The organism is Microseira wollei NIES-4236, from assembly GCF_020521235.1.
GTDB classification, from domain to species: domain Bacteria; phylum Cyanobacteriota; class Cyanobacteriia; order Cyanobacteriales; family Aerosakkonemataceae; genus Microseira; species Microseira wollei.
Genome location: NZ_BLAY01000011.1, coordinates 56356 through 77575, shown reverse-complemented (window position 1 = coordinate 77575; position 21220 = coordinate 56356). Strand labels below are relative to the sequence as shown.

20 protein-coding genes, 3 pseudogenes and 1 riboswitch are annotated in these 21220 nt (G+C 46.0%); of the genes and pseudogenes, 10 read left to right on the top strand and 13 right to left on the bottom strand.

Going from position 1 to position 21220, the window contains the following annotated elements:
- Positions 1–36: 36 nt before the first annotated feature.
- From MiSe_RS05480 to thiC, 3 genes are all read right to left on the bottom strand, one after another.
- Positions 37–795 (bottom strand): tetratricopeptide repeat protein, encoded by a 759-nt coding sequence (locus tag MiSe_RS05480; protein WP_226575724.1) that lies wholly within the window; start codon positions 793–795, stop codon positions 37–39.
- A gap of 170 nt (positions 796–965) precedes the next feature.
- Positions 966–1205: an ATP-binding protein gene (locus MiSe_RS05475; RefSeq protein WP_226575722.1), complete on the bottom strand. Its 240-nt coding sequence runs from the start codon at positions 1203–1205 to the stop codon at positions 966–968.
- Between the two features lie 89 nt (positions 1206–1294).
- Positions 1295–2668 (bottom strand): phosphomethylpyrimidine synthase, encoded by a 1374-nt coding sequence (gene thiC, locus MiSe_RS05470; RefSeq protein WP_226575720.1) that lies wholly within the window; start codon positions 2666–2668, stop codon positions 1295–1297.
- A 7-nt stretch (positions 2669–2675) separates the two neighbouring features.
- A riboswitch (TPP riboswitch) is annotated at positions 2676–2772 on the bottom strand.
- 109 nt (positions 2773–2881) lie between these two features.
- Between thiC and MiSe_RS53665 the strand changes: the two are divergent.
- The 6 genes and pseudogenes from MiSe_RS53665 to MiSe_RS05440 form a co-directional block, all read left to right on the top strand.
- Positions 2882–2953 (top strand): annotated as a pseudogene (locus MiSe_RS53665) (XRE family transcriptional regulator); the annotation flags it as partial.
- A gap of 216 nt (positions 2954–3169) precedes the next feature.
- Positions 3170–3385: an RRXRR domain-containing protein gene (locus MiSe_RS05460; protein WP_373872752.1), complete on the top strand. Its 216-nt coding sequence runs from the start codon at positions 3170–3172 to the stop codon at positions 3383–3385.
- Between the two features lie 573 nt (positions 3386–3958).
- A pseudogene (gene ltrA, locus MiSe_RS05455) lies at positions 3959–5747 on the top strand (group II intron reverse transcriptase/maturase).
- A complete protein-coding gene (locus tag MiSe_RS05450; protein WP_226575718.1) occupies positions 5740–6717 on the top strand; it encodes an RRXRR domain-containing protein in 978 nt (325 codons plus the stop codon). Before ltrA ends, MiSe_RS05450 begins: the two are co-directional and overlap by 8 nt.
- A gap of 68 nt (positions 6718–6785) precedes the next feature.
- Positions 6786–6971: a hypothetical protein gene (locus tag MiSe_RS05445; protein WP_226575716.1), complete on the top strand. Its 186-nt coding sequence runs from the start codon at positions 6786–6788 to the stop codon at positions 6969–6971.
- Positions 6972–7078: 107 nt separating this feature from the next.
- Entirely contained in the window at positions 7079–7639 is a 561-nt protein-coding gene (locus tag MiSe_RS05440; protein ID WP_226575714.1) for a hypothetical protein, read from the top strand.
- 480 nt (positions 7640–8119) lie between these two features.
- On the opposite strand, the gene MiSe_RS05435 is transcribed toward MiSe_RS05440, so the two are convergent.
- Positions 8120–8839 (bottom strand): M15 family metallopeptidase, encoded by a 720-nt coding sequence (locus MiSe_RS05435; RefSeq protein WP_226575707.1) that lies wholly within the window; start codon positions 8837–8839, stop codon positions 8120–8122.
- Positions 8840–8843: 4 nt separating this feature from the next.
- Here MiSe_RS05435 and MiSe_RS05430 point away from each other — a divergent pair, with 4 nt between their 5' ends.
- From MiSe_RS05430 to MiSe_RS05415, 4 genes are all read left to right on the top strand, one after another.
- Positions 8844–9347: a hypothetical protein gene (locus MiSe_RS05430; protein ID WP_373872751.1), complete on the top strand. Its 504-nt coding sequence runs from the start codon at positions 8844–8846 to the stop codon at positions 9345–9347.
- A 26-nt stretch (positions 9348–9373) separates the two neighbouring features.
- Entirely contained in the window at positions 9374–10513 is a 1140-nt protein-coding gene (ygfZ, locus tag MiSe_RS05425) for a CAF17-like 4Fe-4S cluster assembly/insertion protein YgfZ (protein WP_226575705.1), read from the top strand.
- A gap of 97 nt (positions 10514–10610) precedes the next feature.
- The gene (locus MiSe_RS05420) at positions 10611–11189 is read left to right on the top strand and encodes a Uma2 family endonuclease (RefSeq protein ID WP_226575704.1); all 579 of its coding nucleotides are present in this window, start codon (positions 10611–10613) and stop codon (positions 11187–11189) included.
- Between the two features lie 154 nt (positions 11190–11343).
- Entirely contained in the window at positions 11344–11769 is a 426-nt protein-coding gene (locus MiSe_RS05415; protein ID WP_226575702.1) for a hypothetical protein, read from the top strand.
- On the opposite strand, the gene MiSe_RS05410 is transcribed toward MiSe_RS05415, so the two are convergent.
- The 9 genes and pseudogenes from MiSe_RS05410 to MiSe_RS05370 form a co-directional block, all read right to left on the bottom strand.
- The gene (locus tag MiSe_RS05410) at positions 11766–11906 is read right to left on the bottom strand and encodes a hypothetical protein (RefSeq protein WP_226575700.1); all 141 of its coding nucleotides are present in this window, start codon (positions 11904–11906) and stop codon (positions 11766–11768) included. The two genes, MiSe_RS05415 and MiSe_RS05410, sit on opposite strands and share 4 nt — an antisense overlap.
- Before the next feature lie 54 nt (positions 11907–11960).
- Positions 11961–13700: a mucoidy inhibitor MuiA family protein gene (locus MiSe_RS05405; protein ID WP_226575699.1), complete on the bottom strand. Its 1740-nt coding sequence runs from the start codon at positions 13698–13700 to the stop codon at positions 11961–11963.
- 97 nt (positions 13701–13797) lie between these two features.
- Positions 13798–14301: an Hpt domain-containing protein gene (locus tag MiSe_RS05400; protein WP_226575697.1), complete on the bottom strand. Its 504-nt coding sequence runs from the start codon at positions 14299–14301 to the stop codon at positions 13798–13800.
- A 142-nt stretch (positions 14302–14443) separates the two neighbouring features.
- Positions 14444–16999, bottom strand: a complete 2556-nt coding sequence (locus tag MiSe_RS05395; RefSeq protein WP_373872750.1) for a DUF4139 domain-containing protein — start codon at positions 16997–16999, stop codon at positions 14444–14446.
- 595 nt (positions 17000–17594) lie between these two features.
- On the bottom strand, positions 17595–17882 hold the full coding sequence (locus MiSe_RS05385) for a (2Fe-2S) ferredoxin domain-containing protein (RefSeq protein ID WP_226575695.1): 288 nt from the start codon (positions 17880–17882) through the stop codon (positions 17595–17597).
- Between the two features lie 4 nt (positions 17883–17886).
- Positions 17887–18492: a zinc-binding dehydrogenase gene (locus MiSe_RS05380; protein ID WP_373872754.1), complete on the bottom strand. Its 606-nt coding sequence runs from the start codon at positions 18490–18492 to the stop codon at positions 17887–17889.
- A 6-nt stretch (positions 18493–18498) separates the two neighbouring features.
- Positions 18499–18723 (bottom strand): annotated as a pseudogene (locus MiSe_RS52560) (alcohol dehydrogenase catalytic domain-containing protein); the annotation flags it as partial.
- A gap of 18 nt (positions 18724–18741) precedes the next feature.
- Complete coding sequence (locus MiSe_RS52555; protein WP_373872749.1) at positions 18742–18894, bottom strand: hypothetical protein; 153 nt, start codon at positions 18892–18894, stop codon at positions 18742–18744.
- 105 nt (positions 18895–18999) lie between these two features.
- Positions 19000–19974, bottom strand: coding sequence for a cysteine synthase A (locus MiSe_RS05370; RefSeq protein ID WP_226575693.1), 975 nt, complete (start codon positions 19972–19974; stop codon positions 19000–19002).
- Positions 19975–21220: the final 1246 nt, after the last annotated feature.

The following is a 21220-nucleotide window of genomic DNA, read 5'->3' as shown; positions in this document are numbered from 1 at the left end:
CTTTTGTCAGACAGATTCACCGAGTGTATAATCATTCTACATTGATAACAATTTTTTTTGCTGTTCTTTCAACAACTCATTAGGATAAAGCTTCATGGCTTGCTGAGATGACTGTAAAGCAGCATCAAACTGTCCTAACTCAATCAAAGATTCAATTTGATAGAAGCGAGCATAAGCACTCGTATTGCGATCGTGGGTGGCATTGTTCAGCGCTTGATTGAGGACTTTCAAGGCTGCTTCATATTGTGCCAAACAATAGAGCGCGTAACCTTTATCTGCCAATATATGGGCGCTATAGGGAAAATACCGCAAACAGATATCAAAAGATGCGTTCGCTTCTTTGTACCGTTTTAACTGCAAGAGAGCGTCGCCGCGTTCGTGTGCCAAATCTGGCTGATTGGGTTTCAATTCGTAGGCGCGATTGTAACTTTCGAGTGCTGCTTCAAACAGTTGTAGCTTTGCCAGCAGCAGTCCCCGTTCGTGCCATAATCGAAAATCATGGGGAAAATCGGTCAAGCCTCGATCGTAAGCTGCGATTGCTTGCTCATACTGCTGAGATTTTTCTAACGCTTTGCTATAGGCAATCCACTGAAGTGCTTGGGTGAAGTGGGGTTGATTACCATGATTAGGATCGGGCATAATCGGTGAATTGCGATCGCGCACAACCAGCCAACCGATAATTATCCCTAGTATCAGCAAAGTAATTCCCCCTCCCGGCAGGGGAAATGCAGACGATGCAATACCTGGATTTTCTGGTGTTTCTTGTTGCAGCGTTGAGAATGATTGTCTCGCCATACTTTATTATTACGCTTAATAATCGCAAAAGTAGGAGCCATATCTAGCTACAACGGCAAGAATGCAATTTCGGAAACCAATAGTCGAAAGTAGGGTGCGTTAACTCACATCTTGCGCCTGCCGGAACACCCGCCCGGAAATAAATTTCAAAGGCTTTTAGCTCAATTCGGTTAAAACCGACTAAAATCTTTGAGCAAAAAGTTTTCATTCCTCTGAATAAGATATTCATAAACAAATTGCTTTCTTATACTTCTACTTTTAATCTCTTCTGTATTTTCTGATTTTATGTAATACTCAAATCTTCTGCGGTAATAATTGGCAATTTCACGAACCCGATAGCTTTTTCCTGTGCCTGGACTGCCAAAGATAATTTTTTGAATGGGTTTGGTTTTTTGCTTAACTTCTGACATGGACTAGACTGGTAAAGTTTGTCTGACTAAAAGCTAGGGAATAGAAAAGAGACAATCTATATTCCTACTCCCTAAGCATTATTTAGCATCTAGGACTGACTCACAGGTTCCTTAGCCAAAAACTTCTCCAATTCTTCTAAAGCTTCCGCATCAACTTTAGTTTGCATCGGACAGAATTTTGGCCCGCACATCGAACAGAATTCAGCAGTTTTATAGATATCTGCTGGCAAAGTTTCGTCGTGATATTCCCTGGCGCGATCCGGATCGAGGGCTAATTCAAATTGACGATTCCAGTCAAAATTGTAACGGGCGCGGGAGAGTTCGTCATCGCGATCGCGCGCTCCCGGACGACGCCTTGCAATATCGGCAGCGTGGGCGGCAATTTTATACGCAATCAACCCATTCCGCACGTCTTCTGCATTCGGCAGTCCTAAGTGTTCTTTTGGTGTCACGTAGCACAACATCGCAGTTCCGTACCACCCTGCCATTGCCGCACCAATTGCAGAAGTGATGTGGTCATATCCGGGTGCAATATCTGTTACCAATGGCCCTAAAACGTAGAAGGGTGCTTCTGAACACTCTTCCATCTGTTTTTTGACGTTAAATTCAATTTGATCCATTGGCACGTGACCGGGACCTTCCACCATCACTTGCACGTTATGTTCCCAAGCTTTGCGGGTTAATTGTCCGAGGGTTTTGAGTTCCGCGAGTTGGGCATTATCAGAGGCATCGTGAGTGCAACCGGGGCGTAAAGAATCCCCTAAACTAAACGAAACATCGTATTTCTTGAAGATTTCGATGATGTCGTTGAAGTGGGTATAAAGGGGATTTTGTTTGTGATGGTGCAGCATCCACTTGGCAATAATACCGCCACCGCGAGAAACAATTCCGGTGAGGCGGGTTTTCACCAAAGGCAAGTATTCGATTAAAATTCCCGCGTGAATTGTCATGTAATCCACACCCTGTTGGGCGTGTTTTTCAATCACATGTAAAAAGTCATCCGGCGTCAGATTTTCCATCTTGCCGTGGACGCTTTCTAATGCTTGGTAGATGGGTACAGTGCCGATGGGGACTGGGGAAGCGTTGATAATTGCGGTGCGAATTTCATCTAAATTACCGCCACCTGTGGATAAGTCCATCACGGTATCGGCACCGTATTTTACCGACAGTTTGAGCTTATTGACTTCTTCGTCAATATTCGAGGAATTGGGGGAAGCGCCGATATTGGCGTTTACCTTACATTTAGAAGCGATGCCGATACACATCGGTTCTAGATTAGTGTGATTGATGTTAGCGGGGATAATCATTCTCCCCCGCGCTACTTCGTCGCGAATTAACTCAACTGGGAGATTTTCCCGTTGGGCGACGTAGTGCATTTCTTCGGTAATGACGCCTTGGCGGGCGTAGTGTATTTGCGTCACGTTACTTTCACCACGACGCTTGGCAACCCAATCTGAACGCATATTGAATTCCTCGAATAAACAGCTTCCCTCCGCTGGTATTACCCAGACTCAGGTACCAAGGGTTTGATCTCAGCCTGGTTTTACAGACACCCCTAGCTATGGCTGTCATCCTACCACCACAGGGGGATCCCAGTCAGCCCGTTGCCAAAATTTGACGGTTTGTAGCAATCCGTAACTTTGGGGAAAATATCTTCATTGGACACAATTTATGTTATGGGAAAAGCAGGTAGAGCGCTCAAACAAGTCTTGGAATCCTACAAAATCAGCCAGAACAAGCTAGCAGTCAAAGTCACAAACCCCGCTCTCCCATAGACGGGGCTTGTAAGAAGCAAGTCTTACGTGTGTGACTAGCCCATTGAGACACAACTTGGCACAGACTTCCGGTTGCTTCCCCAGATCGGATTATCTCTAAACCGTCTTGTTAGCGGTGTGGCGTAAAGGTCAGTCATCTTAGTTGTGTTGGGCGAGGGGACTAATAACTTTCTCGTCAGGATTATCTCCATGAAACGAGTACCAGTTTTAGCGCCATCAGGCAAACCGTTAATGCCTACAAAAGCCAGTAGAGCAAGACGTTGGCTCAAAGAAGGAAAAGCACGGGTTGTTTATAACGACCTTGGTGTTTTCCAAATTCAACTAATCAGATGCCCTCGGACTACCAACACGCAGCCTATTGCAGTTGGTATCGACCCCGGCAAACATGTGCGATTCGTTGGCTAGAAACCAAAACCCACAAGGATTCTGGGGGATTAGCCGCAAGGAAAAAGAACCTTGACAATTCGATAGTCATGAGGGTGAGTTGAACAAACAAGTCCCTCCCCACAAGTGCAGTGGTGACAGCATCACCCCAAAGGTAGAGAGTAGCCTTCAATCCGTAAAGCGGGGTGAAAAAGCGGAAAGCTGGAAGCCTAATCTGGCGACCCGTCGAGCAAGAACCCACGAGCAGCGAAAGCGAAGATGCACTTAACCATCGTTACAGGGGACCAGCGAAATAAGGCTTTCTGCGCTGGAGCCAAAAGGCAAAGGATATGAGGCTGGCAGGTGTGTTTCTGACCAGTAAGCACTCTCAATAAACCCGGTGGAAAGCATCGCTCTAAAGGTTTCAAAACAATGACTATCGGAAACGAATTAACCCTCCGTATGCTCTTTTGGAGGTCGATACCAAAAGTAGGTGCTAACCGGATGCTACGGACGGGAAGGATTGAGTCAGAAGCGAAGGCCCTCGGTAACGCGAGGGATATGCAGACAGACTCACGGTGATATGGAAGGTAGAGTCTTAAGTAGTGAGTACAAATGTCTAAAACACAGTCTCAACAACTGATGGTGGAATGGCGCTCGGTCAACTGGCGCAAGCTAGAACGCCGAGTGTATAAGCTCCAAAAGAGAATCTACCTTGCCTCTCAACGTGGTGATGTAAAAGCAGTTCGCAGACTCCACTCATACGTTGATGAAATCCTGGTCAGCAAGAATGATAGCGGTTCGTAGAGTTACCCAGGATAACCTTGGGAAAAAGACGGCAGGTGTGGACGGGCAAAAAAGCCTGACCCCAAAGCAACGTCTAGCCTTAACTGGAAAACTAAAACTGGGTTCAAAGGTCAGCCCAACCAGGCGAGTATGGATTCCTAAGCCAGGGACGGAAGAGAAGCGACCTTTAGGTATACCTACAATCAAAGACCGCGCCTTGCAAGCACTTGTCAAACTAGCACTAGAGCCAGAATGGGAAGCGCGATTCGAGCCTAACGCATACGGGTTTCGACCAGGACGCTCATGCCATGATGCGATTGAAGCAATATTCACCAGCATCCACCTCAAGCCAAAATTTGTTCTGGATGCCGACATTGCCAAATGTTTTGACCGCATCGACCATGAAGCACTGCTCAACAAACTGAATACATTCCCCACCATTCGCCGTCAAATTCGTGCATGGTTAAAAGCGGGAGTGATGGACAATATGCAGTACTTCGACACATCTCTTGGAACGCCACAGGGCGGAGTCATTTCCCCATTACTGGCAAACATCGCCCTCCACGGGATGGAAGAACGGATAAAGCAATATGCGGATACCTTACCCACCAGAAGTGGAAAAGGGAAACGAGATAATCGTCGCAGCCTGAGCCTAATTCGTTATGCCGACGACTTCGTGATTCTCGCGCGTGACATAACCGTTATCCAAAGATGCAGGGAGATAATCTCTGAATGGTTAAAAGGCATGGGCTTGGAATTAAAACCGAGCAAGAAGAGAATTGCCCATACACTGCACAGGTACGGGCAAGAAGAACCAGGTTTCAACTTCCTTGGGTTTAAGGTACAACAATTCCCCACAGGGAAATACCACTCTAAGCAAGGTTTTAAAACAATCATCACCCCAAGCAAGGAAAAGCAGAAGGTACACTACGACCAAATAGCTAAAGAGATTGAAGCCCACAAATCAGCGCCGCAAGAGGCGCTAATCAAAAGGTTAAACCCGCTTATAAAGGGTTGGGCTAACTACTACTCAACAGCGGTCAGTAGTGAGGCATATAGAGACCTAGATGACCTAACCTATCAAAAGCTAAAAGCTTGGGCAAAACGCCGTCACCCTCGCAAAAGTAGGGAATGGGTGTCAAAGAAATATTGGCAAACAATCGACGGTGATAACTGGGTATTCGCAACCAGGAAAGGCGGTAAACCAGCCGTTCGGTTAATAGACCATGCCGATACTCCAATAGTTAGGCATGTGAAAGTTAAAGGCGAATCGTCGCCATACGACGGAAACCTAGTTTATTGGAGTTCAAGAATGGGGAAAAACCCGGAATTGCCTATTAGAGTTGCTAAGCTTCTCAAACAGCAAAAAGGGAAATGCACCCATTGCGGATTATATTTTCGTGAAAACGATGTGATGGAAGTTGACCACAAAATCCCCAAATCGAAAGGTGGAAAGGATTCTTACGAGAATTGGCAACTCCTACACAGACATTGCCACGATACAAAGACTGCCAACGATAGCAGTCTCGGCAACAAATCCGGTTGTAATAGTACCGAGCCTAAGCCCACCAAAAGACTTAAAAAAGTTCAGGATAAATGGGTAATGAGGTATGCGTGACAATCACCATATCACTGAGGAGCCGTGTAACGGGAAACTGTTAAGCACGGTTTTGGAGACCAACGGGTCTCGTGAGAGACTCGTTGAGTTTAACTACACAGGTATTGGTGTGCAGTCCGCAAAGTTTACCCTGTGGTTAGCTCATCTCCAATTGCCGTTCAAAACGGTGAAAGAGCGGATGGAACAACGTGCCATGATGCGACGCTGCCGCAGAGGACGCAGGATTAACCGCAAGCTCGCCTTTAACAAACGCGCTCACCGTCAGAAACGGTTTGACAATCGCCGTCAATCTAAGCTGCCTCCAAGTATCCGAGCTAATCGGGAACTTGAACAGGGCGTAGTTGATGAGCTATCGCTGATCTATCGGATCGCTACAATCGCTTACGAAATTATCAAAGCGCGTGGTAACAAAGGGTTTAGCCCAGTAATGGTTGGTCAAAAATGGCAGATAGAAAACCTAGAAACTTATTGCCAGGTTAAACAAGTTGAAGGCTGGCAGACTGCAAATATCAGACAGCACTTAGGACTGCACAAACAAAAGCATTCCAAGGGTGATGCGATTCCTGCGACTCATGCTGTAGATGGTGTTGCCCTAGCTTGTACCGCGTTTATTCAGTACGGCATAATTGACCGCCAAACGATGGGATGGCACGGGAGCGTAATTGTAACGCCTGCACCGTTTACCGTGATTCGTCGTCCGACCGTTTGCCGCCGCCAATTGCATCTGACGGTTGCCGCAAAGGGTGGAATTAGGCGGAAGTACGGTGGCACTGTTACCCGACATGGGTTTCGCAAAGGTGACTACGTAGAAGCCACTCAAGGAGCCAAAACATTTCACGGATGGGTGAGTGGTGATACAGAAAAACAAGTTTCTATATCTGACCAAAATTGGCAACGGTTAGGCCAATTTAGCAAAAACTCTCGTCCGATTGATGCGACGCTCAACCGGATTAATTGTGACGGCGGTTAAAACCGCCGCTTCTTGTTCCTCTGTGGTCGCGCATACCCACGGTTTCCTAAACGAACTGAGCTTTTTAGATGAGCATTGAGCGCACCGTCGTGTATCGCTGGACCCACGAACGCACCGATCCAACTGGGGAGACGATTGCAGAAATTACAAAAGCTCTTTTGGAAATTAATCCCGATGCTGCTAGGGAGTTCGTCAAGCTTTATCTGGGGGATATTATTGAGGCGAAGGAAGACGCAGCTACGGGTATAGAGTAGATGCGATCGCGCCTGACAAACCTCCCCAAGCATAAAAGCGGGCAATTTTGGCGCGAAAGATTCCGATATGATTAGTAAGGATTTTTACCTGTTATGCCAGTTTCCCTATGCAAAAAACCAAGTTGATAGCGCAACTCATCCCTGGTGCGATGCTATTGTTAGCCTTAGTAACTCTAGGCCAACAAGTCGTACAGGGACAGCAACGGGAACGCATACGCACGTCTTCCCTGGTACGGACTGTATGCGTCGGTAGTGGCCCCGGACGCTTTCGATATGATGAAACAAATATTGCCATAGCCAGAGCCGTCTACAGAAGTCTGATGAATCTCAATCCCAGCAATGGCTCGGCGTCAGTCACCTGTAGAATCAGAGACGAGGACGAGCAAGCTAAATTTAAAACCCTGGAGTTGGGATTGGGGATGCTTGACACCGATGCAGGCAGTCCTGCCAACATCGTCAATATTTACCTGGATGGGCGACAAGCGGCAACTCGGACAGTTGGTGCTGGACAAACAGCTTCTTTCTCATTTGATGTTACCAATGTTAGCAATGTTGCCATCGAAGCTACCTGTTCTACTTCAGCAAGATATTGCGCTCGCGTTTACGTTTATAAAGCTGTTTTAGAGCGGATTCCAGAAGTAAGAAGACCCCGCTTGCGGAGAAATTGAAAATGACGCACCAGACATAGCGGCTAATTGCTAATGGCTAATGGCTCCCTCGGCAAAAATATCAGGACTTACGCTCACCCATCCGGGTTTCTATTCTTCGACAAGCAACTAGAAATCGCAGCAAGAAACTTTGGTGATAGGTGAGTCGTGGGTAAGTACTGAATTTTTTCTTGTGGGGTGGGCGTCGGTGCCCGCGCTTCAAATCCTGGTAGGAAAATGACCTGAGCAGGCGATCAGGTGAGCAGGTGGGCAAGTGGGAGGGAAAAAAACAGCTTTTCGCACAATCGACTATATACAACCGATGCAACCGGACATAATATTACATCCCTTGGCATTGAAACCCGGCTTCTCTGAAAAATCGTGGGTTTGACAGCGAGAAATCGACGCAGAAACCGGGTTGATGACTCAAGAGTAGACTGAGTCATGAATCCAATTACCAATTACCAATTACCAATTTGAATAACTAGCAACTTGCGTTAATTAAGGACTTGATTCCAACGGCAGATCGAGAACTGGAAAATTTTCCCATCCCGCCTCATCGAAATGCCACCATTCGCTTGGCATTGGCATAAATCCACGTTGTTTCATCGAATTTTGCAGGAGCTGGCGATTTCTCCGAGAACGGGAACTGCCGCCGCTATAATTTATATGCGCCCTCACGGTAAAATTATCAAACTCGGTTGGCATCTCTAATTCATTGCCATTTCTATCTACAAGCGTCAGATCTACCGCTGCTCCGCGATTGTGTCGCGAACCTATAGCAGGATTGGCGACGTAGCGAGGATTGGGAAACAATCGCCACATTTGTCTTTGAACAGATAAGGGGCGATAGCAATCGTAAACTTTTAGCCCCAAACTTTGTTTTTCCAAATCTTGTTGCACGAGAGAAAGCTTTCTGGCAACAGATGCTCTTAGCAGGCATCGCGCTACGGGGTAGAGTCTTCTTTTGGTAAAATTATTCTGAGTAGCATAGCGGATGTCGAGGACGATATTGGGATTAACTGAGGGAATATCGATGAGTTGATCCTTATTTTTAACTTGAGATTCGGCAATATTATTATATCCAGTTGAATCTGTCTGAAATACTGTCGTTGGGGGAGTGGCAGAGGTAGCAATAGGTATAAAGTCGGATTTCTGACATGATATATATAAAGCTACTAATAAGATAAAACTAATTGCTCTCGCCCAGGATCGAATCATAAGTATGCCGCCGAAAATAAAAAACATCGTCGCATGGCAACAAGCGGAACTGCTGATGCAACCAGCTTTCCTCCGCATTTTAGATAACATTCGCAAGCAGTTGGAAGAATCTGTCTGGAAAGGGACTTACGAAGATGTGCCAGTTTGGCCTGAAGGGACAACCGAGGAAACAAAAGCCAGGGTACAACAACTGCGGCAACAACTCCAAAATGCGTCGCCAGAGGCACGAGAAGAAATTGAAGAAGCTCTCGTCCGCCTGCCGCAACCCTATCCAGGATATCGGTTAATTTTGCAACATCAAAGTCAGCAATTTACCCTCGATCTGTGGGAACTTTGTTATCAGGTCTGCTTTTGCAACTACAATCTTGTCATTGTCGATCCAGACAATCTCGAAGTCGAGATCGATACTAGCCTGATCGATGAGACGGGAAATGTAGATTGGAATCGCTTAGATGAAAAGGCACAGCAGACAGTCAGGCAGATATTTGCCAATCTGCCGATAATTTAATAAAGGTTAAAAAGGAAGGAAATTCAATGATTCAGGCGTTGCAGGATGTCTTGACGGCTGCTGGAGCAATTTTTGCAGATGGGGTGGTAGTGAGTTTTGGCAACGATGAGGCAGCGATACGCCTGACGGCACGCTGCGCGAACGCATCCGCAAAACAGGGCGTGGTAGTATGCGATCGCTCCCACTGGGGACGCATCCAAGTTGCCGATACTGACCGCCTCCGTTTCCTGCACAATCAAACTACCAATGATTTTCAAAGCTTAAAACCAGGACAAGGCTGCGATACGGTTTTTGTCAGTTCCACCGCGCGGACTATAGATTTAGCAAGCGCATATGTAACCGAAGATACCGTACTGTTGCTGGTTTCACCTAGTCGGCGTCAGCAGTTAATCCAATTGATGGATAAATATCTGTTCCCGATGGATCGGGTGCAGTTAAAAGATGTCACCGATGATACTGCGACGTTCACCTTGATTGGGGCAGGAAGTGACGCCCTGTTGGATAAACTGGGTGCAACTGCAATTGTGGGACAAGCTTACGCCAATCACCAAGTTTTGCAGATCCCCCCTAACCCCCCTTCAGAAGGGGGGAATCGAGGGGGGAATCCCCCCCTTATCAAGGGGGGGTCAGGGGGGGATCAAATCGATGTTCGCGTTGCAGTTGGGAGTGGATTGGCACTACCTGGATATACGCTGATTGTCTCAGCTGATAATGCAGCGGCGTTGTGGGGAAAATTAGTAGAAGCGGGGGCAGTACCGATGGGCGATCGCATCTGGGAACGGTTACGAATCGAACAAGGACGCCCCGTACCAGACCGGGAATTAACCGATGATTATAATCCCCTCGAAGCTGGATTGTGGCAAACCATTTCTTTCAACAAAGGCTGCTATATCGGTCAAGAAACAATTGCCAGATTGAACACATATAAAGGCGTAAAACAGCAACTCTGGGGAGTCCGTCTCAACGCACCCGCCGAACCCGGAACCCCTATCATGATAGGAGAAGAAAAAATTGGCAAGCTAACAAGTTACACCGAAACCGAAAAAGGGCCATTTGGCTTAGCTTATATCCGCACAAAAGCCGGTGGTGAAGGATTAAAAGTCCAAGTAGGAGAAACCGAAGGCCAAATAGTCGATCTCCCCTTCCTAACGCGCCAACCCCAATAGCGACTATCCTCTTCTTTTCTCTTACCTCTGCGTCCTCTGTGCCTGGAGTGGTTCGTTAAATAATTACTCTTCCAGGCTCTCACAAGGAGTACCAATCGTGGCAGTAACTATATCCCAACCAGAAATTCAAGAACGCTGCTTGACATTTTATGGCATTAGCTGGTCGCAGCTAGAAGCCATCGAAACAGCATTTGAAAATGTAGCCGGAGTCAGGTTTACCTATTTAGATGGCATCTTAGAGATTAGAACAAATAGTCCAGAACACGAGGATGCTAAAAGTACAATTGGCTTACTGATTGAAGCTTACATGAGAGAGAAGGGAATTCGATTCTATCGTCGAGGTGGCCCGACTCTAGGTAGCGAAGAGCAAAATGCGAAAAAAGATCCGGATGAATCCTACAATTTGGAAACAAAGAAAGCCATTCCCGACTTGGTAATTGAGGTAATATTCACCAGTGGAGGAATCAACAAATTAGAATTATATCAACGAATTGGCGTTCCGGAAGTCTGGTTTTGGGAAGATGGCTTACTCAAACTGTATCGCTGGCGCGATCGCTACGAACAAATTGAGCGCAGCGAGTTATTGCCAGACTTAGATATCGCCCTGTTGAGTCGATATACCTTATACGCAGACCATTACGACGCTGTAACAGAATTTACTAAAGCAATTCAGTAGCGAACCCAGTTCTGTGTAAATCTTGCTTAAGTTCTCCTTAAAATCGCTAACTTCTCCTTCAACCCCATCGGATCTGTTAGACACTAGAAGCTATCGGGCAGGCACACTGCCTTTAAGCATCCTCTCTAAATTTTCAGTCCCAAGGAGCGTTATCATGTATCGCACTTCTGCTGAAATGTTTGACTTTAGCTGTCGGTTGATTATCCGCGCCCTAAAGAAGCAGAACAAAACTCTAGTAGAATCTTATAGAAAAACCCTAAGTGCTTTAGCGGGTTTTGATTACACAACCGAGATCTTCACAACAGTCCTAATGGAATTATCCGAAACCGACTCCCAGACCTTGGAATGGACTTTGAACAACTTTTACGATTTAGAAACTCACCTGGATTTGCTAGAAGAAGTGAAAGACTTGATTTGTCTAACCCTCTCCGCACAGGGATTTATCCCTGGTGAAGATTTTAGTGCCGATTGGACGGGCAAAATATTAGTTAAAGAATCCGCTTATACCTGCTTAGAGGAAAGTCTTCCACCTCCCTATCGGAGTTTGCTACCAAAAGTTGTACAACTGACCGACAATTAGGGGCACGGCATAGACAAATTTTTTACTATCGCAAAGGTGGTTAATGCCGTGCTGTCCCAGTAGGGGCACGGCATAGACAAATTTTTTACTATCGCAAAAGTGGTTAATGCCGTGCTGTCCCAGTAGGGGCACGGCATAGACAAATTTTTTACTATCGCAAAAGTGGTTAATGCCGTGCCCCTACATTAACCCTAAATCCCTCGTACTTCTGGTGCGGCGGAAATTTGGTAAACTAGAGATGCCTGGAGTTGCGAGTAAGGTTCCATCTGGAAATTCCAAGTACAAAAGCCATTTTCATCAGGTTGCACGCCGTTGGAAGTTTTATCTGAAATTACCTCAACTTTTACTTGCTCCAACTCCGAAATTGGCACTCGCTCAGTGGTTTTGATCGTTCTTGATTCTGCTCCAATATTAGAAAGGAATAACTTGGTCGTAGTGGTGACAATATTCCACCGGGTGAGATGATCTTTTTTTCTTTCTTCGGTTTGAGTCCGTTGCACCCGCATTGCACCATCTGGCCCCCATCCTAAAGCAAATTTCTCACCTGGTGCAATAAATAAAACCTCGGTACGACCGACAAAACCAGATGTTCTTACTAAATCAACTGGTCCTGCCAAAATGGGAAATTGAGAAGTATTGGTTTGTGCGGTTTTAAGCATAACTTGACACGACATTTCCGGCATTAATATATACTCAATTTCCGCTGCCGACTCAAAGGAAAAAATAGGCACGCGGTAGGGACGACCATCAGAAGGAATTGTCGCTTTTTTTGCAGGTCGGAGAGTACGGACTTCGCCGCCATCATCAACGCCTGGTAAGTCTACAGTGCCAGGAGTTTCTTCAGGGACAGCGGTTTGGGTTATTCCTCTTCCAGTTGTTTGAATCTTCTGATCGCGAGCTTCTATAATAATTGCCTGAGATTTTTCTTGAACATTTAAAGTGTCATCTGTTAACAGCGGCGGTTCAGTTCCCAGCGAGCTTCTTGCAGTAGAAAATACTAAATCTACATCCTTCCAATCTTCCCCCGTGCGTTGCCAAACGCAACCATCAACGCGAAAAGATAAGTTTGCAGGTGGGTTCGTAGTAGGGACTTCAGTCCCCTCCAAGTTAGTAGTAGGGACTTCAGTCCCCTCCAAGTTAGTAGTAGGGACTTCAGTCCCCTCCAAGTTAGTAGTAAGGACTTCAGTCCCCTCCAAGTTAGTAGTAAGGACTTCAGTCCTCAACAAACGCGCCTGATGCCAAGGACGCCACATAGCATTAGGAACGACATAATCAAAGGCAATTTCATATTCTCCCGCTTGAGGAATCATTAAATCTGCTTCGATGCGGGCATTATACATCATATCGGGACGAGATAATGCACTTGCTTTAGCAATCAAGTCATTAATTTTCTGACTTAAATCTTGCTGGGTGTGATAGCTATTCAAAATTTCTACCCGCAAGTCTCGCAATTGTTTAAACAGACTAGAAAATTGCTCGCGCCAAGTTCTAGGATCGATTTGTCCCCAAATGGCATCGATAGGCAGTTCTTGCAAACCTTTTGTCAGGATAGCATTGACTTTTTCAAAGCAAGATTCGAGGTGCTGGCGGTCTTCAGCGGTATTGTTAAAGGTTTTGGTTAGCGAACGGATTTCGGTTTCTAATGCTTTAATTTCATCTGGTTTATCGGCTTCTTTAACTAACATTTCCCGCCGCACTCTAACATCATCAATGCGTGCGTTGGGATAGTCCTGACAAAATTCGGCGCGCAGGGATTTATCTGATAAAACTGGTGCGACTTGTTCTACTTTAATTCGCCACAGTCCTGGAGTAAAATTACTCTTGCCAATTCGCCGCACTTGTGCGCGGTCTTCAAGCAGCGTCACAATAGAAACAGGCGCATCTAAAGTTAATTCTTGAATGACCGATACTGGAGGTTGAAGTGCTTGCATAGAGATCACCCTTGATTAATTAATGTCTACGTCAACGCTAAATTGCCAGCGGTAACCAGGTAATAATTGTGACCTATTAGCAATTAGCAATTAGCAATTACCCATTCATAAAAAAATCATCGAACATGGATAGAGTTTCATCGGTTAAAAAAGTGGGGGGGTCCTTTTGGAGCGTTCGCTTCCCCATTCCATCGATATAATCCCTAATTTGAGCCAAAGTTATTTCTATTTCTGACATAACTTTAATCGCTTTAGCATCGCTGAGTTCTGCAGATTGATTCAGATGATAAACTAACTCTTTAATCCCGTAAAATGCCTGCATGAACATTTTTTTTAGCTTCAGGTCAAATTTTACCGAACTTTCCAATTGCAAGGGTTGAAAGCAAGATTTTAAATTGGAACAAATACTGGAAATACTGTCAAGCCCGATCATCGCGGCTCCCCCGGCGAGGGAGTGAGCAGCAAACAAAAGATCGTTAACAATCGAGTATTTATCAATACTGTTGCTCAAATTTACCAAACCCTGTTCGATGGTATCTAGGTGTGTTGTAGCCTCTTCAATAAAGTAGCCGATCATTCGTTTTTGTCGTTCCGGCTGCATAGTTTTGCCCCTGATAAATGTTTTGTGTTGATTTAAGATATCGGTTTAATGCGCCAGGGAAATCATATGGATATCTTTATATATCAACAAGTTTTTTTTATCGGCGCTTCACCCGTTGCAGGGATTTTTCCACGAAGTATTATTACTCTCGCCTATTTCCTCCGATGATTTCGCTATCGACATAGGTTTTAATCGTGTAGTCAACTGATAGGATTGCTTTGCGTCCACCAGGTACTTTTACCCGCCAGCGATAACCGCCTCGAATCGGTGTGCCGCGTTCCTCTTGTTCGTACTTTTCCCACGCTGGCGTAACTTGGTTGATTTGCACATCTACTTTAGCACCTTCTTGGGGAACGGGTATTCTTTCCCGTACTTCAATTCGCGCTTCTTTGGACAGGCGATTGGCAATTTCGATGTCAATTTTATGTTGCATTTCGTTAAACGCTACTAATACCGTGCCAGAGCGGGATTCTTGATAAGATGTGTTTCTGGCTACTTTGATTGCTTGTTCGACTCCCAGTCCGATTTCCATTTTTCCTTTTGGCGGTACGGTGGCAATATTGATCGATAAAATATACTCGCCATCTACGTAAACATCAGCAGATCCACTTAGTAGCGGTGCTGGTAGGGGGTTGTGAAGTTCGGCGATGGGGAAAACGTTGGTATCTTCGCGGGGAACGACAATATATCGCAGGTCTACATTTGTGGTTTTGTTTGTGAGCGCGACAGAATGAAATTGACCGTCTGAAGGGACATCGAGGCGTCCATCGGCGCTGTAGGCATAGTCAAAAGAAGCTGCAACTTCTCGCACGTTAATGCCACCGGGAGGAAGGTTGAGATAAAGGCAACTTTCGGCTTTGGTTACTGCCGTTTGGACGACTTTTGTGATGTCAAAATTTACAACAACTTTCTGGCGTTCGAGGATTTCTAAATAAGCTTCGTTTCGTTGTTCTATTAATAATTTACCGCGCTTGGCTGTGTCTTCTGCTGCGCCTAGTCGCATTAAACCGTAGGCGATGCGATCGCTTACATCATCTGTTATATCTGCGGGCAAATTACCTCGTAAACTTAAACCTCGACCCATTAATTCGGCTCGCGGCGAAGGACTAGCTGGAAAATTCCTTTTTTTAGCTAGTTTTCTGCTGCGTTGGCTGGTTGATGATAAGGTTGGATTTATGGCTGCATCACCTGGAGCAAAATCAGGTATATTCCCCAAATCATCATCCTGAAATTCCCATTCATCAATATCACGCGCTCCAAATGGCGTTACTTCTTCTTCTGAGGAAACGCGAAATCTTTGTCTAGCTGGATGTTTCGGAGGCAAATCCTGTACCACATCTCGCAAATTTTGAATCGTGAGGTTAAAGGCGTCGGCAAGACCTCCCAACACGTCGGCAGTGACTTCTGCTTGGACGGTTAGATCCCCCCGTGCTGCCCCTTCCACATCATCCAGCATCCTGATTACTTGGCGTTGCAAATCTTCTTTAGCCTGTTCTTGTTCTTCGGCTTGGCGCTGCGCCTCTTTCATAGCGAGGAATAGCTCGCGCTCCCTCCGGTTGAAGCTAGCCATCTGTTGTTCGAATTCAATCTGCTGGGTATTGACTTCAAAAGCAGACGTTGTACGTAATGTCTTTAGATTAAACTCCGCCACTTGCTTGGGTAATGGTGGTACAGATGGGTAGGAAAAATTGATGCTGGTTTGGTTTTTGGCAACAGCAGCAAGCGCAATTCTTTTCTGCCGATCGTAATCTTGAAACAAAATCTCTGCACCAATAGGAGGTCTGCGCCAACCAGTCTTTTTCACCACAGGTTGTGCTTTCCCCAGTCGCAACGAAGGCAATTCTGGCAAGGCACACCAAGTCATCGGCAATGCGGTAGAAAGTTCCAACCGCACCCCCGACCAATCTTCACCCGTTTTCTGACAAATTAAGGCGCGAACTGCAATATTTGCAGTTGAATTTGCACTATTCAAACGACAAACATAAGTCGGAGTCCAACGCGCCCCCGGTACAAAATACTCTATAACTAACAGCGTTTGTTGCTCTGTATTGAATTCGCCTTCATAACTTAAACTAACAATTGCAGTTTTGCGAAGTTCGTTCGGTCTAGCATTTCTAGCAGTAGAAGCAAGTGTCTGTTTTTGTTGTAAATCTGCCAGATGTTCTTTCGCCTGACGCAACATTTCTAATGTTTCTCGCTTTTCCTGCATTCTGGCGCGGATTTGTTCGTCGCTGAAATTCGCCAGTGCGAGTCTTGCACCCATCGGCGACGGCGGTGGTGCTTTCCCAGGTTCTCCCTCCGGGCGATCCGGTACTTCTAGCCCAGATAATACTGCAATCTCGTTATCGATTAGGGCAATAATATCCTCAAGACGCTGCACTTCTGCTTTTGCGGCACGCAATTCCTCATCCGCTGGTGGATTGGGTGTTTCTGATGGCGGAGGAACAGCTAAACCAATGCGAATATCCGATGCAATGGGGACATTACCGCCATCGAATTCAACCCGCACCCGGACGCTGGTATCATCCAAAGCTAGAGGCAATGAAGGAATTTCTACTTGTTCTGGCAATGAGTCTGGTGTGAGGCGCAACTCGGCGATGCGGGTGATTGTGGCACCAGCAGCGTAGATTTTAACCGCGTCGATTCTGGATGTGAGTTGTGCGATGGTCATAATTTCATTTTGACCTAAGACTTCCATTTATATCTATGTCTTGCCCCATTGCACTTATGCAGTTTAAGTCTTAGTGGACGCTGGCTGCTTTCTCCCTATGCCACAACGGGACTTTGTCCTGTGCCTTTGTGCCAGATTTGAGTAAGACTTTCACCCTGAATCCCCATACAACACCGATCCCGATAGGGATATACCCACAGGACTTACGCAAACACCAAAGTTTCTATCAAAAACCCGGTTTCTGGCTTCGACCTGCGTAAGTCCTGACCCAATTAATTATGACTGAAATCTTGCACTAATACCCACAGCCCGCCAGGGAATAAATTCCAAAGCTGATAGCAAAAGTCCTCTAAAACAGGACTGAAATACAAACCAGTCCACTTAAGTGGACTTAGGCTAAAAACCCTGGGAATTTATAGCAGTTTGTGACTTGGTGGAATACAGCCCTTGTGGCTTAGTTTGTCAAGCGCGCACCCTTAAGGGTGCGCGCTTGACAAACTAAGCAAGGCGTAGCGGACTATTAACTTATGCAAAAATGTATTCTATCAAGTCGCAAACCGCTATATTCCAGGGCGGGGGACAAGCAACAGGTGCCAGATCTGAATTTGACTTAAATCCCCATTTAATTCTGCCGATGAAACTTTTGATACAGCATTGCCTTTACAGGTTGACCTCCCCGCAAATGTCGTTCTACGACTGCTAGCACTTCATCGGGATGTACCCCGTTATACCAAACTTCCTCCGGCAAAATCAGTACCATCGGCCCATTGCCGCATTGTCCCAGACAACGGGATGCGATCGCAAAAACCCCCGCCACAGGATGCGCCTGAAATGCCTCTAGCACTTTAGCCGCACCCTGTTTGCGACAGGCTTTATTTTGGCAAACTAAAACCGTTCTAGCAGACTCCATTGCCTTAACTAACTGTCAAAACGGCTCGATAGCGTACCTTGTTATCCCTGACTTTCTGCATCGCCTCGTTCGCTTGTGGCAAAGGAAACGTCTCTACAATCGGTTTAATGCCAAACCGATCCGCAATCGAAAGCATTTCCATCATCATCCCTCTCCCACCAATCGGAGAAGCCATAACCAGGCGACGCTTGATAAGTAAAGGGAACAGCGGTATATTCAGCGGCTCCGAAGGCACGCCGACTAGCGATAAAGTCCCGTCAGAATCGAGATATTGCAAATAAGCCTCCCAATCTAAGGCAATCGGAACCGTACTGAGTATTATATTTAACTTTTGTTTGGCAGCGGGCGGGGATGCTCCGGGGGGTACAACCACGACGTGACGCGCCCCTAGTTGGGTAGCAAACTGCGCCTTATCATCAGAGGTGGTAAAAACCGTGACGCTATTTCCCAAATGACTGGCAAACTGCACCGCCAAATGACCCAGACCGCCGATGCCAATTATGCCAATTTCTTGCCCGCAAGTCATGCCAGCATAGCGCAAAGCCGAGTATACAGTGATACCGCCGCACAACAGCGGCGCTGCAACTTCGGTGTCAATTCCGGGGGGGATGGGAAAGGCGAAACGCGAATCTATCGTTAAGTAATCGGCGAAACCGCCATAGCCTTTTACAATCAATGCTTGGCTTTGGTCGCAGAGATTTTCGTTACCTTTGAGACAATCAGAGCATTGCAGACAGGATGACATTTGCCATCCTACACCTATGCGATCGCCCACTTTAAGATGCCGTACTTGGTTCCCAACCTCGACCACTTCCCCAATAACTTCATGACCGGGTACTAACGGATACCGGGAGTTCCCTCAGTCACCATCGATCATGTGAATATCCGAGTGACAGATACCGCAAGCTAAAACTTTAATTAAGCAGTCATAACTTTGCAGTGGCTGTAGTTCAAAACTATAAGGCTTCAAGCCTTCACCAGACTGATAAGCTACCAATGCGTTGATTTGCATAGTTGTCAGTTTTTAGTTGTGTAGGGGCGGGTTTTACCAACCATATATAAAGTGAATCGACAGTTTATATAAACCCGCCCCGCTGCTTTTTAGCGGGACGACTGACTAATCAGGTAACAAACCTTTTGCCGCTAACCATTCCTGATTAAACAACCGCGACTGATACCGCGCACCGCCGTCGCAAAGAATTGTCACAATTGTATGACCAGGCCCCATCTGTTTAGCAAGCGCAAAAGCCGCACCTACATTAATTCCCACAGAACCACCCATAAACAGTCCATCTTTTCTTAGCAGTTGATAGATCGCCTTTACTGCTTGTTTATCATCAATTTGGAGCGCATCGTCGATGGGTGCGCCTTCCATATTCGCCGTAACGCGGCTGTTACCAATCCCTTCTGTAATCGAACTTCCTTCTATTTTGATTTCTCCCGTTTTGGCATAACTGTAAAGTCCGCTACCCATCGGATCTGCCAAAACTGTTTTAACGTTGGGATTTTTATCTTTCAGATACATCGACACTCCCGCATAAGTTCCACCCGTTCCGGTAGCGCAGGTAAAAGCATCAATTTTGCCATCGGTTTGTTCCCAAATTTCTTTTCCCGTCGTTTCGTAATGGGCGCGGCGGTTTGCTAAATTATCAAATTGATTCGCCCAAATGGCATTTTCCATTTCAGATGCAATTCGACCGGATAGCCTGACATAATTATTGGGGTCTTTATAGGGGACGGCGGGAACGGGACGGACTTCCGCACCCAGCGTCCTTAATGCGTCCATTTTTTCCTGAGATTGAGTATCTGGGATAATAATTAGGCATTTGTAGCCTTTGGCATTGCAAATGTGCGCCAGTCCAATTCCCGTATTGCCAGCGGTTCCCTCGACAACCGTACCCCCTGGTTTGAGCAAGCCTTTTTCTTCTGCCTCTTTTATGATATAGAGCGCAGCGCGGTCTTTAACCGAACCGCCTGGATTGAGAAATTCTGCCTTACCCAAAATTTCGCATCCAGTTTCCTCGCTAAAGCTGTTCAAGCGAATCAGCGGCGTGTTGCCAATTGTGCCGACAAATCCGTCTTTGATCTCCATCGTCAATTTACCTAATGTCATTCGCTATAAAGATTTTGACCTATATCGGTATTAGACAAGGACCGAATACCAAGTCAGATCATGTCCAATAGCAACGGTTGTGTAACTGCTAATAGCTAATCGCTAATGGCTGCTCTGGAGGCAATTGACAAGCTGGCAATTAGCAAGCGAGCAATTAGCAATTAGCCATCCATATACTACCGATACCTAAGGACATGATATCAAAGACAGGCAGGATGCCTACCCCACAAGAGTTTTTGGCGTGCCAAACCTGGTTTCATCAGACCCTCTGACCAGCGGGTATGGCAAATGCCTACGGCTGCAAGCATTTGAGCCAATTAATCAGCTTTACCGATCCCTTGACCAAAACGACGCTCGCTCCGCGGGGAAGGGGAGATGCTCTCTTGCACCCTTCTCCAGTGAGCAGCACCTAGTCTTGAGCCTCCCGAATTTATTTGTGGAGAAGAGAAGAAGACACGGGGACGCGGGGAGTTTTTCATCACAGCGACCCTCTCCCTTGTCTCCCATTTGACCCGTCTTCTTCAAAGTTGGAATCCCCTGGCTCCTACCATGGGGTGTCCCCGCGTCCTCTTCAATTTTCTGGGATACCCTGCTATCGCTTCATTTTTTACCTCGTTCTCAACTTTACCGTATTTTCCTGCAGATAGGAACTGCCGATTTATGAAAACTTTTTCTAGTTGCTTAATACTTCAGTATTTATGCATTATTCCTACTTTTTGTTGATGTTTTTTTATATTAAATAAATATGCGAACGCCAATAAAGACAAGCGATCCCCGACCTATGCCATAGCATATTTAAAAATTAAAGTGACCCAGAGCCACCCACTAATTTCATTGTTGAGGTTGGTTTACTCCAGGGGGATCTTGACACAGATCTAAAAATTTACAGTATGATTATGGATATAGTGCCAGCAATATCGAGTGTATGCCTATGACTTCTGTCGGTAAGTTTGTTCCCTGTTATCTCGATTGACAGTCAGGCAATATGGTTATGCATTGATTGGCCTACAGCTAATATTTTGTGAAAGGTTTGTGAAAATGAATACCCGTCTTTTGGCTAATATTTAATCCCCAGTGGCGACTGGTAACTAGGTGCGCTAGCCTTTTCGCCACTCTTTCATTAACAGTAATTCTTGCGCCGCCTACTTGCTCTTAATCGTAGGTGTTGAGGGGAGCTTTTTTTGGGGTGCATATAGTAAACCCTTAAGGGTTTACTGATATTTTT